This is a genomic window from Arthrobacter pasteuri, assembly GCF_054510955.1.
This window is the reverse complement of sequence record NZ_JBTNDO010000001.1, coordinates 1582933-1596799: the sequence shown is the minus strand read 5'-3', so window position 1 is coordinate 1596799 and position 13867 is coordinate 1582933. Positions and strand designations below refer to the sequence as shown.

Sequence of the window (13867 nt, the reverse complement as noted above, 5' to 3'; positions counted from 1 at the left end):
GCCCGGGTCACACCCGGCCATCCGGGGTCTTTTCGAACCATTCCAGGGGAGGGGTCCGCGGTGGTGCCGATCGCCGCGATCCCGTGGCTTCGAACGCCGCAGCAAGGCGCAGCAGTTCGGTGTCACGGTAGGCGGGTCCGGCGAACGTCAGTCCCACGGGCATCCCGATGTCGTGCATCATCCCCATGGGTACGGTGACCGTGGGGATGCCGAGGTGTCGGGGGACGAGGTTCCCGTTCGACACCCACACACCGTTCCGCCAGGCGACGTCCGCCGACGCGGGGTTCGTGTCGCAGTCGGCCGGCCCGACGTCCGCTGCAGCGGGGAAGAGGACGGCGTCCAGTCCGAGGGCCTGCATCCAGGACTCGAGGTCCGTCCGTCGCGTCTCCTCGAGCCCCTGCAGTCCCTCCTCCAGATGCGGGATGTCCGTGAGATCGACGGTCCCGTGGGCCCGGATGTGCCCGGGGTATCCTGCGATGTCGTCGTCGAAGCCCGAATACCGGTCCGGCAGCGCACGACTGTCCGGAGGGAAGATCCCGGCGCCGTCGACGTCGGCGAGCGAGTCGAGGGACGGGTCGCCGTTCGCCTGCAGGAAGTCGTGCCAGGCCCACGCCGACAGGTCCACGATCTCGCTCCGCAGGTATCCGGCGCTGACCAGGCCACGGGTCCGGATGGTCGGTGCGCCGGGGCGGTCGCCCTCGTAGTTGGACACGACGGGGAAATCCACCTCGATCACTTCCGCCCCGGCCTGTTCGAGGTCGGCCCGGGCCGCCGCCCACAGGTCCAGGATCGAGTCCCGCGTCCGGATGCGCTGCCCGGTCGGGCCGCCGAGTCCCGGGGAGGACGCGGTGCCTGCGTCGGGGTCCCTGTTGATGTACATGCGCGGAACACCGAAGCGCTTCCCGGCGAGATGCCGCCGCGCGTCGTCGGCCGTGCGCGGGGCGAGGGACGGGTAGGAGTCCGGGCGGAGCGATGACGCCGGAGGGATGGTGATCCACGGCTGGACGCGCCAGAAGTCACCGCGCGCCTCGTCGTCGTCGGCGACGATCACGTCGAGGATCTCCAGCAGGTCTGCCATGGTGCGGGAGTGGGGGACGACGACGTCCATGGTGGGCACGAGGGGCCAGTTCCCACGGACGGAGATCACGCCGCGCGAGGGCGTGTAGGCGCAGAGGCCGTTGTTCGAGGCCGGCGCCCGGCCGGAGGACCAGGTCTCTTCGGCGAGTCCGAAGGCGGCGAAGCTCGCGGCCGTCGCCGTCCCCGACCCGTTGGAAGATCCGGAGGCGAACGCCGCGGTGAGGTAGTCCGCGTTGTAGGGGCTTTCCGCCCGCCCGTACACCCCGCGCTGCATACCCCCGTTGGCCATGGGGGGCATGTTCGTGAGGCCGAGGAGAACGGCTCCGGCGTCGCGCAGCCTGCCGATGGTGAAGGCGTCCTGCTGGGCGACGAGGTCCTTGAACGCCGGCGACCCGGCCGCGACGGTCAGGCCCTTCACCTTGTAGCTGTCCTTCGCGGTATACGGGATGCCGTCCAGCGGCCCCCGTTCCTCGCCGCGCGCCCTCCGCTCGTCCGAGGCACGTGCCTCATCGAGGGCGGAGGGATTCATCACGACGACGGCATTGAGCCGTATCCCGTTCCGGTCAAAGGCCTCTATCCGCTGCAGATAGGCGGCGACGAGTTCTTCGCTGGTGGTCCGGCCCGCCACAAGGGCCTCGCGGAGGTCCCGGATGGTTGCCTCGACGACATCGATCGGCATCAGTACATCTCCTCAAGGGTTCGCGGGGCCGGCTGCTGCTGGGTGATGCAGTGGATTCCTCCGCCGAAGGCGAAGATGTCGCGGGCGTCCACCAGTTCGATCGTCCGGTCCGGATACGCGGCGGCCAGGATGTCGGCGGCCACCGCATCGTTCGGGTCGTCGAAGGCGCAGAGGACGACGACGCCGTTCGCGACGTAGTGGTTGATGTAGGACCAGTCGACGAACCCGTCGTCGTCGCGGATGACCGTGGGGGCAGGCACATCGATGATGGTCAGGGGCGCGCCCTCGGCGTCGACGGCCGAGCCGAGCGCGGAGCGCAGGAGGCGGGTCACCTCGAAGTCCGGGTGCTGCGGGTCGTCCTGCCGGTGGAGGAGCAGCGCCCCGGACGGGGTGAACGCCGCGACGATGTCCACGTGTCCCCGCGTACCGAAGTCGCCGTAGTCCCGCGTCAGGCCGCGCGGCAGCCAGACCGCATGGCGCGTCCCCAGGCGCGCGTGGATCTCGGCTTCCACGGACTCCTTCGTCGCAGCCGGGTTCCGCCCCGGGTCGAGCTGCACGGTGTCGGTCAGCAGGACCGTGCCGCGGCCGTCGATGTGGAAACCGCCGCCTTCGTTGACGAGCGCGCTCTGCGACGCGCCCACCCCGGCGAGGCGTGCGACGGCCCGGCCGATGTGCTCGTCCCGGGACCAGGCGGCCCAGTCCTGGGCTCCCCACCCGTTGAAGACCCAGTCGACCGCGTCCACTGCTCCGTCGCCCCCGTGGACGAACGTCGGCCCGGAGTCGCGCAGCCACGCATCGTCGAGGGGAACCGCTTCGATGCCGATGCCCGCTCCCAGCATGGCCCGCGCCGACTCCACGTCGGCAGGATCAGCGAGGACCGTGACCGGCTCGTATCGGGCGAGAGTCTCCGCGACCCGGACCCACGCTGCCCGGGCGCGGTGCAGCGTGCTGCTGCCGGGCTGCCCGAACGTGTCGTTGGCCGGGGGGAAGGCCATCCAGGTGCGGTCGTGCCTCGCCCATTCGGCAGGCATCGTTCCGGCGGGCAGTGTTCCACCGGAAGGCGCGAGGCCCGGCACCTCGTCGGCCGGTGCGGGGCGGGGGGATCGGATGGAGTTCACGGAATTCCTTCGGGGCAGGAGGTCAGCCGCATGGCAGGGGGGTCCGCAGCGACCTAAAATGAACGGCATTCATTATTTCGGACCACTGTAGGGGAAGGAGGAGACTTCGCACAAGCACCGGGCCGGATCTCCGCGGGGCCGGTGTCAGTCCGGGGCAGGGAAGTCGGCGCCCAGCGCCGACAGGACGCCGCGGGCCTTGATGCGCACCTCGTCCCACTCCTCCGCCGGGACGGAATCGGCGGTGATCGCACCGCCGACGCCGAGCGTCAGGCGGGTGCCGTCGTCGTCGTCCTGCAGGACGAGGGTGCGGATGACGACGGCCAGGTCGGCGGCGCCGGTGAGGCTGAAATAGCCCGCAGCCCCGGAGTACGGGCCGCGCGGGGCTCCCTCGAGGCGGTCGAGGATGGCCATGGTGCTGATCTTGGGCGCGCCGGTCATCGAGCCGGCGGGGAACGCGGACGCGATGACGCCTGCGCGGGCGCTTCCGGGCCGCAGTCGGGCGTCGATCGTGCTGACCATCTGGTGCACGGTGGCATAGGTCTCGATGGCGCACAACCTGCTGACCGTCACCGAGCCCGGCACGGCGTGGTGCGAGAGGTCGTTGCGGAGGAGGTCCACGATCATGATGTTCTCCGCGCGGTCCTTCTCCGAGGTCCTGAGGTCCTCGGAGAGCGCTGCGTCCACCTCCGGGTCGGCCGAGCGGCCCCGGGTACCCTTGATCGGTTCCGCCCGCATCCGGCCGTCGGCGGTGAGTTCCAGGAAACGCTCGGGTGACGTGCTCGCGATGGCGAAGCCCGGGAAGCGGAGGAAGTGGGCGAAGGGCGCGGGACTCGCGGCGCGCAGGCGGAGGTATGCGGAGAGCGCGTCGGCCCGTTCCACGCGTGCGGACAGCGACGTCGTCAGGCACACCTCGTAGGTGTTGCCCTCCGCGATCTCGTCCTGCGCCCGGCGGATCTTCGCCAGGTACTCCTCGCGCGAGTCACGGACGGTGAAGCGGGGCACGCCCAGCGGGGGCGACGGCGGAGCGGGGGGCGGCGCCGCGACGGCGTCCCGCACCTGCCGCAGCCAGGCGTCGTGTTCCGGATCCGGCCGCCCGTCGGAGAGGGACAGAAGGAAGACGGCGCCGTGGTCGTGGTCGATGACGACGGCGCGGCCGGCGAAGAGGAGCGCGGCGTCGGGCAGGGCGTCGCCGGCAGGCGCGGGGTCCGCGCCCCCGGTCTCCCGCTTCAGCTCGTACCCGAGATAGCCCAGCCACCCGAGCCCGAACTCGCACCCGGGCACCTGGGGCATCCGGACGGCCCTGCGCCCCCAGACGTCCTCGAGCCACCGGAAGAAAGGCTCGCGGATGCGGGTCGTGACCGCTCCGGCGGTGATCTCCGTGACCCCGGCCCGGTGCAGCGCCTGCTGCCCGAAGACGCCGCCGGAATCGGCCAGGATGCTGAACCGGCTGCGGCCCTCCGCCCTGGGGGCCCCAGAGGTGCCGGCGTCGGAGCTGTCGAGCCACGCGGCTGCCGGGGCGCTCCCGTACAGCGCGGAGAAGAGGGCGGCGGGATCCGGGACTGCGTCGATGCGCTCGCAGTCGACCGTGAGTCCGCGCCGTCCCGCACGCTCCGGCGCCATCAGGACGGAGCAGGCGGGCAGCCCTGTCAGTGCGAGCCGGATCGCCCGGGGCTGCGGGCCGTGGTGGCCCTGCACGACGACGTCGGCGGCGGCGCCCGGATCGTCGGCGGCCAGCCACGCCGACTCCTGGTCCGCCCAGTGCTGCCAGAAGGGCGCGTAGGTGTCACCGTCGCGCTCGAGGGCGGAGCGGCGCCGGACCTCCTCGTCGGCCTCCACCCAGAGAACGACGTCCAGGTGGGCACGCGCTGCGGCAGCCGCGGCACCGACTCCTTCGAGGAGGACGATCTCGGCGGCCGGCGTCGTGCGTTCCGGCCCGTCCCGGCTCTCCTTCCAGTCCCAGGAGTTCCATCGTGCGGTCCGTCCCGCCCTCAGGGGACGGACCACGTGGTCGACGTAGCGCGCTATGCCGTCGCCGAGCCCGTCCCACCCGGGGTAGATGTCTTCGAGGTGGAAGAGGCTGACGGTGTGGTGCTCGCGGAGGAGTGCCGCGAGTTCCACGGCGAGGGTGGTCTTGCCGGCGCCGGAGCGGCCGTCGATCCCGATGAGCAGGGGCGTCTCGGCAGGCACGGCTCAGGCCAGGGCGAGCAGCGCGCCGACGCCGACGAAGAGCGAACCGAAGGTGCGGTTCAGGAGGACCTGCCCGCGGTCGTCCTGGGTGAAGCGGCGGAAGGAGCCTGCGGTTCCGGCGTAGAAGAACCACATGACCAGGACGTCGATGCCGATGACGGTCGCGGCGAGCACACCGTACTGGGCGGGCAGCGGTTCCTCCGGCCGGATGAACTGCGGGATGAGGGCGAGGAAGAACACGATGGCCTTCGGATTGAGCAGGTTGACCAGCACCCCGCGCCGGAACATCGGGAAGACGCCCTCGTTCCCCTGCAGTGCACGGATGTCGCTGCGCTCGGGCTTCTGGAGGAACTTCCGGACGCCGAGGTACGCGAGGTAGGCGGCGCCGGTGTACCGGATGAGGTCGAAGGCGAGCGGTGAGTTGGCGACGAGGATCCCGACGCCGGCCGCGGCGATGCCGATGTGCACGAGCAACGCGGCCTGCTGCCCGAGGATGCCCCAGACGGAACGGCGGAAGCCGACCGTCAGGGCATTGCTCATGGTGTTCACGGCACCGGCGCCGGGAACGAAGCTGATCAGCGTTCCGGCGCCGAGCAGCGCCAGCCAGAGGGAGGGATCCACCCGTTCATGGTAAGCGCCGCAGGTCAGCCGTCCGAACCGTCGGCATCGAGCTCGTTGCGGACGTAGCGGACGACGCCGTCCACCGCGGCGTCGACCATCCGCCAGGTCGCCTCGAAGTCGCTCGCGTCGCCGTACCAGGGGTCGTAGATGCCCAGTTCCTCGAGGTCGGTGTCCGTCGTCGAGGGGTCGAACTCGCGCAGCAGGTGGATCCTGTCACGGGCGTCGTCGTTCGGTGCTTCGGACCGCAGCTCGCGGTAGTGGTCCAGGTCGAGGGCGAGGATGAGGTGCCGCTCGCGGTACCAGCTTGGTTCGAAACGGCGGGCCCGGTGCAGGTGGCTCTCGATGCCGAGTTCGGTCAGCTTCGTCGCCGCGCGCTCGTCGATGGGGCGGCCCGCCTCCCAGTCGGTGGTGCCCGCGGAATCCACGACGACGTCGCCCGCCATGCCGGCCTTCGCGAAGGCATGGGTCAGCATGAGCTCGGCCATGGGGGAGCGGCAGATGTTGCCGGTGCAGACGGTGACGATGCGGTACATCCAGCCAGCCTAGCCGCGCATCCCGCGTCTGCACCTACTGCCCGCACGGGTGATCGTCGCCGGTCGGGGAGCCCCTGCTCAGTCCCGCGCGAGGATCTCCACGCTCGGCATGAGGAACACGGCGTCGTCCATCCGCGCCCACCTGCGCCAGCCCTCGGCGAGGCGGTCGAGCGTCTGCTGGTCGGCGAGCCCGCGGTCGAGGGTCTGCTCCGCGAAGGCCGAGTGCAGGACGCGATCCGCCCAGGACCCGGCGTGGAAGCGGCGCTCCTCGGGGGTGGCGTAGGTCCAGTTCGACGACGACACCTCCACATGGGCGAACCCGGCGGCGGAGGCCCACCCGGGCAGCCTCCGGCCGGCATCCGGCTCGCCGCGGTTGCCGCGCGCCAGGTCGCGGTACAGCGTCCTCCACTCCTCCAGTTCCTCGACCGCCGGATGCCAGGCCATGGCCCCGAAGTCGGCATCACGTGCGGCGACGATCCCGCCGGGACGCACCACGCGCCGCATCTCGCGGAGCGCGGCCACCGGGTCGGCGATGTGCTGGAGGAGCTGGTGCGCATGGACGACATCGAAGGACTCGTCCGCGAAGTCGAGGTCGTAGACGTTCCCCTCACGGAATTCCACGTTCGCGAGGTCCTGGTGCGTTTCGGTCGCCTGGGCGACGACGTCGGCCGAGCTGTCGATGCCGATCACCGACCCCGGTGCCACGATGTCCGCGAAGCCCGCGGTGATGCTGCCGGGGCCGCACCCGATGTCCAGCAGGTCCATGCCCGCCTCCAGGTAGGGCTCGAGGTAGGCAGCCGAGGAGGCGACCGTCCGCGTCGCATGCGCCGACGTCACGCTCGGGTGGTGTCCGTGGGAGTAGACCTCTTCGTTCATTCCCGAAGGCTAACCCGCAGCAGGGTCCTCAGCCAGCACCGACGTCGTCCCGCGCCTCATTCTTCGCGGCGACCGTGGCGTCCGTTACTCTCCGCATCATGTCGAGCAGCAGGGCGAGCTGCTCGTCCGAGTACTGGTCGAACACCCCGCTGATGTGGCGGGCGAGCGGGGCGAACAGCATCGCACCGGTGGCGCGCGCCTTCTCGGTCATCTCCAGATGCACCTGCCGGCGGTCGACGTCACTGCGACGCCGCGTGACATGGCCCGCGGAATCGAGGCGGTCCACGAGCGCCGTGGTGGCCGGCGAGCTCAGGTTCAGCTCCTCCCGGAGCAGCCCGGGGGTGACGGTGAGGCCGGCACGGGCCGCGCCCATCATGATGCCCAGGGCCTGGAGGTCGGTGCGGTAGAGGCTGTCGCGCTCGCTGGCGGCCTCGACGTAGCGGTCCGTCTCGATGGTGAACTGCCGCAGGAGTGCCAGGAGTTCGTCCTTCGTCGCCATGGGTCCCGCCTCCTTTTCCTCCAGTTTAGGTCGGTTCCTATTATCTCGGTCATGGATATACTTTATCGTAGAGATAATTTCGGAAGGTGGAAAGCGTCATGAGGAACAGCTGGTTGAGGGTGCTGCTGCCCGTCGTCGTCGTGCTGATCTGGCTGGTCGGGGCAGCGGTAGGCGGCCCGACCTTCGGACGGCTCGAGGAGGTCTCCAGCAACGACTCCGCGTCCTTCCTGCCCGCGAGTGCCGAATCCACCGAGGCGGGCGAGCTGCAGCAACGATTCAGCGACTCGGATGCCATTCCCGCGGTGATCGTCGCCGAATCGGACACGGCCATCGAGCCGCGGAACCTCGGCCTGTACGAGGAGGTCGGGGTGGCGCTCGGCGAGGTGGAGGGGCTCGAACCACCGGCCGCCGGGGCGCCCGCCGTCGCCGGCCCCATCCCGTCCGAGGACGGGATGGCCGTCCAGTACATCGCCTTCGTCTCCTCCGATGCCGAACTCGCAGAGGTGGTCGGGGAGCTGCGCACCGTCCTGGCGGACGAGCTGCCCGACGGCGTGACCGGCTACGTCACCGGACCGGCGGGTTTCACCAACGACCTGGTGGAGGCGTTCGGCGGCATCGACGGGATCCTGCTCGGCGTGGCGCTCGGAGCCGTGTTCGTCATCCTGCTGGCCGTCTACCGCTCCGTCGTCCTCCCGTTCCTGGTTCTGCTGACCTCGGTGTTCGCGCTCGCGACGTCGATCCTGCTGGTCTTCGGTTTCGCGAAGCTCGAGGTGATCCAGCTCACCGGTCAGAGCCAGGGCATCCTGTCGATCCTCGTGATCGGTGCGGCCACGGACTACGCGCTGCTGCTCGTCGCACGCTTCCGTGAGGCGCTGGCGGAGCACGAGCTGAAGTGGGATGCGATGCGCGTGGCCTACCGGACGTCGGTGGCGCCGATCCTCGCGTCCGGTGCCACGGTGATCCTCGGGCTGCTGTGCCTGCTCTTCTCGGACCTCAACTCGAATCGGAGTCTCGGACCGATCGCCGCGATCGGCATCGCCTTCTCGCTCGGAGCAGCACTCACCTTCCTCCCGGCCCTCCTGCTCCTCTTCGGCAGGAGCGCCTTTTGGCCGCTGCAACCGCGCTACCACTCCCGGGCCGCCGCCGCGCCCCGGGGCAGGCACGCGGCAGCCGCCGGACCCGACACCGGACTCGAGCAGGTCCGGGGCCTGTGGAGGCGGGTGGCCCTGCTGGTGGCCCGCCGCCCGCGCACCCTGTGGATCGTGTCGCTGCTTCTCCTCATCGCCGGGTCCCTCGGACTGACCCAGCTGCAGGCCGGTGGGGTACCGCAGTCGGCCCTGATCCTGGCACCGTCGAACGCGGTCGACGGCCAGGAGGCGCTGGGCCGCCACTTCGACGCCGGGTCCGGCAGTCCGGTGTACGTCGTCGCACCGGAGACCGACGCCGACGCGGCGCTCGCCGTCGTGTCCGCACAGGAAGGCGTCTCCGACGCCGCGCTGACCGCGGAACCCGGTGGCGCCGCCGTCGTCGAGGACGGCCGGGTGCTCATCAGCGGGACGCTCGAATACCAGGCGGATTCGGACCGGGCCGAGGATGTCGTCCGTCAGCTGCGGACCGCCCTCGACGACGCCAGCCCGGATGCCCTGGTGGGCGGCGTCACGGCGGTGGCGGTGGATACGAACGACACCGCACTCGCGGACCTCGGGAAGATCATCCCGATCGTGCTGCTCGTCATCCTCGGAGTGCTGGTCGTCCTGTTGCGGTCCATCCTCGCGCCGGCGCTCCTCGTGGCCAGCGTCGCCCTCTCGAACGCGACGGCCCTGGGCGTCTCCGCGCTGGTGTTCAACGGCGTCTTCGGGTTCGAGGGCGCGGACGCCTCGGTGCCGCTCTTCGCCTTCGTGTTCCTGGTGGCGCTCGGCGTGGACTACAACATCTTCCTCATGACGCGGGTGCGGGAGGAATCGCTCCGGATCGGGACGCGGCCGGGGATCCTCCGCGGACTGGGGGCCACCGGAGGCGTGATCACCTCCGCCGGCGTGGTGCTGGCGGCGACCTTTGCGGCGCTCGGCGTGATCCCGATCCTCTTCCTCGCGCAGATCGCCTTCATCGTGGCATTCGGCGTCCTGCTGGACACGGTGCTGGTGCGCTCGCTGCTGATCCCCGCTCTGGCGTACGACATCGGTCCGAAGATCTGGTGGCCGTCGAAGCTCGGCGCGGTGCCGTCGGCACGGTAGGGTCCTCACGCCGCAGGACATCGCCTCTTCCTGAGAACTTCCTGCACAGCAACTGCACAGGTTCCGGAAAGCGGGGGTCTAAGTCGGCGCGGGAGAGTAGGAGAACTGAAGCCACCCGCCAGGAGGACAGAATGATTCCCTACCGCCCCACCCCCGAACTGACCGCCGGACGTACAGGCTTCAAGGCCGCCGTCGGAGCCATGGCCCTGGCCGCGGTCCTCGGCACCACAGCCTTCGCCCCCCTCGGTGCCGAGGCGGACCCCCCGGCCGAGGAGGCCCGGGCCGCGATCGTCGTCGGTGCCACCCTTCCCGTCGAGCAGGCGCTCCTCCGCCGCCAGGACACGGGCGGCTCGCTCGACCAGGGCGCTGCGGCAGGACCGCTCCAGGCCTGACGGCAGCCCCGGTCGGCATCCCCGGCCCGCACCCCGGTCGGCACCCCGGCCGGCCACTCCGGACGGCCCGTACGGGATACTTGACCGCAACGCTCCGCAGCAATTCGTGCCGGCTTCGGCCGGTACCCACGGAAGACACCAGGAAGACCCGATGGCCGACGCCTCGCACCACTCCATGACCGACAACCTGCCGCGCCTCGCGCACCCCGACGGCAGCCCGATCCGCGCCCTCGTCGTCGACGACGAGACGAGCCTGGCGGAGCTCGTCAGCATGGGCCTTCGAATGGCGGGCTGGAGCGTCACTACCGCGAACAACGGTGCCGCAGCCATTTCCGCGGCGCGCGACTTCCGCCCCGACGTCCTGGTCCTCGACGTCATGATGCCGGGAGTGGACGGCATCGAGGCGCTCACGAGGATCCGCACCTTCGCACCGAACGTCCCTGCCCTGTTCCTCACCGCGAAGGACGCCGTACAGGACCGCATCTCCGGTCTCTCCGCAGGAGGTGACGACTACGTCACCAAGCCCTTCAGCATGGAGGAGCTTCTGCTGCGCCTCCACCGCCTCGTCCAGCGCTCCGGCGTCGCGGCGTCGGATTCCGCGGAACTGGTGGTCGGGGACCTGGTGATGAACGTCGACACGCGCGAAGTCACCCGCAACGGAGAGGACATCGCCCTGACCTCCACCCAGTGGGAGCTGCTGCGCTACCTCATGGAGAATCCACGCCGTGTCGTCAGCAAGTCCCAGATCCTCGACAACGTATGGAACTACGACTTCGGCGGCCAGGCGAACATCGTCGAGCTGTACATCTCCTACCTCCGGAAGAAGATCGACGCCGGGCGCACTCCCATGATCCACACCGTCCGCGGCGCCGGGTACGTGCTCAAACCCGCGGCTTCGTGACACCTTCGCATCCCGCGGGCACCCGACCGGGACGCCGTCCGCTGCACCTGCGCACGAAGCTGATCCTGGCGACCCTCGCACTGCTCACGGCGATCTGCGTGGCCATCGGCGTCCTCAGCCACCTCGCCATGAGCAGCTACCTCACGGGGCAGCTCGACGACGCGCTCACGCCCGCCGCCGGGCGTGCCGGTTTCCCCGGCGGGCGCCCGCCCGGCGGCGACGATGACCGGCCCTTCCGGAATGTGGACCCGGAGAACGCGGCCGGCCAGCGACCGGGCACGCTCAACGCCGTCTTCCATGACGGCGAGGCGCAGAACTCAGCACTGGTGCAGGACGACGGCACCACGGAACCGCTCACCGACGCCGACCTGGGCGTGCTCGCCGCCGTCGACCCCGGCAGTGGACCCGAGGAACTGGAACTGTCGAGCGGGCGCTACCGCGTCGACGCCGCGGCCCTGCCCACCGGCCTCATCCCCGACGGCTCCGTCCTCGTCACCGGCCTGTCCACCACCGAGCGCGACAGCACCCTCGTCTCCCTCGACATCACCGTGGCCGGGCTCTCGCTGGCCGGACTGGCCCTGACCGGGCTCGCCGGAACCGTCATCATCCGCCGGTCCCTGCGCCCCCTCGAGGAACTGTCGGCCGTCGCGACGTCCGTCTCGCAGCTTCCCCTGTCCTCCGGCGAAGTGGCCATCCCCGTGCGGGTCCCCCCTGCCGCAGCCCAGCCCGGTACGGAGGTCGGCACCGTAGGACTGGCCCTGAACGAGATGATCGACCACGTCACGAGCGCCCTGCGGGAACGCCATGCAAGCGAGATGAAGGTGCGGCAGTTCGTGGCGGACGCGAGCCACGAACTCCGCACACCCCTGACCTCCATCCGCGGCTACACGGAGCTGGTCCTCATGAGCGAGACCGTGAGCCCGTCCGGACGGTCCGCGCTCGAACGCGTGGACAGCGAGTCGAAGCGCTTGTCGTCCCTCGTAGAGGACCTCCTGCTGCTCGCGCGCCTCGACGAGGGCCAGCGCGGCGAGGCATCCGACGTCGACCTCACCGAACTCGTGATCGAGACGACGAGCGATGCGCAGGTTGCCGCGCCGGGCTGCATCTGGAGCCTGGACCTGCCCGACGAGCCCGTCGAGGTGCGGGCCGTCGAGGCCGAGGTCCGTCAGGTGCTCATCAACCTGCTCTCCAACGCGCACAAGCACACGCCGCCGGGCACGGTGATCTCCACGGCCCTCGCAGTGCGGGAGGGAAGCGCGAGGATCATCGTCACGGACTCGGGTCCGGGCATCGACCCGGCCTTCCTCGACACGATCTTCACCCGGTTCAGCCGGGGGGACGCCGCGCGGTCCGCGGGCGCGGGCAGCACGGGCCTCGGACTCGCGATCGTCCAGGCGCTCGTCGAGGCGAACGGTGGGAGCATCAGCGTGACCAGCGAGCCGGGCCGCACGCAGTTCCGCGTGGATCTCCCGATGTCACAGCCCGCTCACAGGCCGGTTCAAGAGCAGGTCTAGGCTCTTGCCGTAGAACTGGAGCATGACTCCAGCAGCACCACGCAGATCCTCCCGCTTCGTCGTCGTCCTCGTGGGGATCGACGGCGCCGGCAAGACGACGGCGGCGCACGCACTCGCCCGGCTCTTCGAGCCGTCCACGCCGACGCTCGTCCTTGCCAACTACTCGGGCCGGCGCACTATGGCGGCCTGGACCGGGCGGTTCGGTGTCACCCTTCCGCCGTGGGTGCTGGACCTTGCAGAGTCCGTCATCCGGTCAGTGAACGTCATTTCGAACCACCTCCGGTCACGGACCTTCGAGGGCGTCGTCATCATGGACCGGCATCTGCACTGCCAGCAGGCCCTGCGCGCCGCGCGCGGGCTCCGACGAGGCCGATTCGTCGCGACCATGACGCGACTGCTCCCGACCGCGGACGCCGTGGTGTTCCTCGACGTCAGTCCCGAGGAGGCATACCGTCGCATCACGGCACGCGGCACTGATGCTGAGACCCTCGAGGACCTGCGTGCCTACCGGAACGGCTACCTCGGGCTACCCGAGCGCGCTTCCTTCCACCGGATCGCAGCGGACGCACCGCTCCTCGCCGTGCTCGACGACCTTGGAGAGGTCGTCAGCCGACTCCGACGAGGCACGGTGCCGGCTTACGGCCCGGCTGCCGCGACCGGATGCCCATCTCCGGCTGTGGCAGGGCGCAGCGGCGGCACAGCGATGCCGGCGAGGGCTGAACTGAAGCACCAGCCGTAGACCGGAGGGCACCAGGCCTGGTGTGGCTCGAGGACACCGCGGCGACCGTCTCCACGTCCGACGCCCTGATACAGGAGGAGATCGACCAGCAGGTGCAGGCCTTGGCTTCGTTCGTGGCGGAGCGGACGGAGGCCCGGGCCGACGACGTCGGCCGAATGGGCGGACGCTCGCTAGGCTCGGAGTGTGAATGATCTCGCCGCCTTCGTCGATGCCCGCCTCACCGAGGACGAGAAAGCCGCCCGCGTGGGCACCCTCCCCGAAGAAGTCTGGGGAGCGCGGGGCTGGTACGACCCCGAGCGTGTCCTCGCGGAGTGCCGGGCCAAGCGCGGGTTGGTCCGGTACGCGGCGGCCTCCCTGGACGAGTCGCAGGGTACCGACGTCCTCCGGCTGCTGGCCCTTCCCTGGGCCGGACACAGCGATTACCGGGCGGACTGGACGGCGTAGCAGCAATCGGGTCGGCTGCGGCAGGCGCGGCCCCGCACCTGCGCCGTCCTTCC

Annotated in this window: 14 protein-coding genes; 7 read left to right on the top strand and 7 right to left on the bottom strand. The window is 70.5% G+C overall.

The genetic code is table 11. The features are described from left to right. Positions 1-7: 7 nt before the first annotated feature. The 7 genes from ACX80H_RS07470 to ACX80H_RS07440 all read right to left on the bottom strand — a co-directional run bounded on the left by ACX80H_RS07470 (position 8) and on the right by ACX80H_RS07440 (position 7590). Entirely contained in the window at positions 8-1756 is a 1749-nt protein-coding gene (locus ACX80H_RS07470) for an amidase (RefSeq protein ID WP_459312207.1), read from the bottom strand. Beyond that, positions 1756-2787: an agmatine deiminase family protein gene (locus tag ACX80H_RS07465; RefSeq protein ID WP_459313384.1), complete on the bottom strand. Its 1032-nt coding sequence runs from the start codon at positions 2785-2787 to the stop codon at positions 1756-1758. Before ACX80H_RS07465 ends, ACX80H_RS07470 begins: the two co-directional genes overlap by 1 nt. Positions 2788-3018: 231 nt before the next feature. Further along, positions 3019-5061 (bottom strand): aminodeoxychorismate synthase component I, encoded by a 2043-nt coding sequence (gene pabB, locus ACX80H_RS07460; protein WP_459312206.1) that lies wholly within the window; start codon positions 5059-5061, stop codon positions 3019-3021. A gap of 3 nt (positions 5062-5064) precedes the next feature. Further along, positions 5065-5682: a LysE family transporter gene (locus ACX80H_RS07455; protein WP_459312205.1), complete on the bottom strand. Its 618-nt coding sequence runs from the start codon at positions 5680-5682 to the stop codon at positions 5065-5067. A 23-nt stretch (positions 5683-5705) separates the two neighbouring features. Continuing rightward, entirely contained in the window at positions 5706-6215 is a 510-nt protein-coding gene (locus ACX80H_RS07450) for a low molecular weight protein-tyrosine-phosphatase (RefSeq protein WP_459312204.1), read from the bottom strand. 78 nt (positions 6216-6293) lie between these two features. Continuing rightward, a complete protein-coding gene (locus tag ACX80H_RS07445) occupies positions 6294-7091 on the bottom strand; it encodes a methyltransferase domain-containing protein (protein ID WP_459312203.1) in 798 nt (265 codons plus the stop codon). Between the two features lie 28 nt (positions 7092-7119). Beyond that, on the bottom strand, positions 7120-7590 hold the full coding sequence (locus ACX80H_RS07440; RefSeq protein WP_459312201.1) for a MarR family winged helix-turn-helix transcriptional regulator: 471 nt from the start codon (positions 7588-7590) through the stop codon (positions 7120-7122). A gap of 98 nt (positions 7591-7688) precedes the next feature. Here ACX80H_RS07440 and ACX80H_RS07435 point away from each other — a divergent pair, with 98 nt between their 5' ends. From ACX80H_RS07435 to ACX80H_RS07405, 7 genes are all read left to right on the top strand, one after another. Beyond that, positions 7689-9824, top strand: a complete 2136-nt coding sequence (locus tag ACX80H_RS07435; protein WP_459312200.1) for an MMPL family transporter — start codon at positions 7689-7691, stop codon at positions 9822-9824. A gap of 131 nt (positions 9825-9955) precedes the next feature. Beyond that, on the top strand, positions 9956-10216 hold the full coding sequence (locus ACX80H_RS07430; RefSeq protein ID WP_459312198.1) for a hypothetical protein: 261 nt from the start codon (positions 9956-9958) through the stop codon (positions 10214-10216). A gap of 151 nt (positions 10217-10367) precedes the next feature. Next, positions 10368-11117: a response regulator transcription factor gene (locus ACX80H_RS07425; protein WP_459312197.1), complete on the top strand. Its 750-nt coding sequence runs from the start codon at positions 10368-10370 to the stop codon at positions 11115-11117. Next, positions 11114-12631, top strand: coding sequence for a HAMP domain-containing sensor histidine kinase (locus ACX80H_RS07420; protein ID WP_459312196.1), 1518 nt, complete (start codon positions 11114-11116; stop codon positions 12629-12631). Before ACX80H_RS07425 ends, ACX80H_RS07420 begins: the two co-directional genes overlap by 4 nt. A gap of 22 nt (positions 12632-12653) precedes the next feature. Next, the gene (locus ACX80H_RS07415) at positions 12654-13370 is read left to right on the top strand and encodes a nucleoside/nucleotide kinase family protein (RefSeq protein WP_459312194.1); all 717 of its coding nucleotides are present in this window, start codon (positions 12654-12656) and stop codon (positions 13368-13370) included. A gap of 20 nt (positions 13371-13390) precedes the next feature. After that, the gene (locus tag ACX80H_RS07410; RefSeq protein ID WP_459312193.1) at positions 13391-13561 is read left to right on the top strand and encodes a hypothetical protein; all 171 of its coding nucleotides are present in this window, start codon (positions 13391-13393) and stop codon (positions 13559-13561) included. Then, the gene (locus ACX80H_RS07405; protein WP_459312192.1) at positions 13554-13814 is read left to right on the top strand and encodes a DUF6221 family protein; all 261 of its coding nucleotides are present in this window, start codon (positions 13554-13556) and stop codon (positions 13812-13814) included. The genes ACX80H_RS07410 and ACX80H_RS07405 overlap by 8 nt, the downstream gene beginning before the upstream one ends. Positions 13815-13867 lie beyond the last annotated feature (53 nt).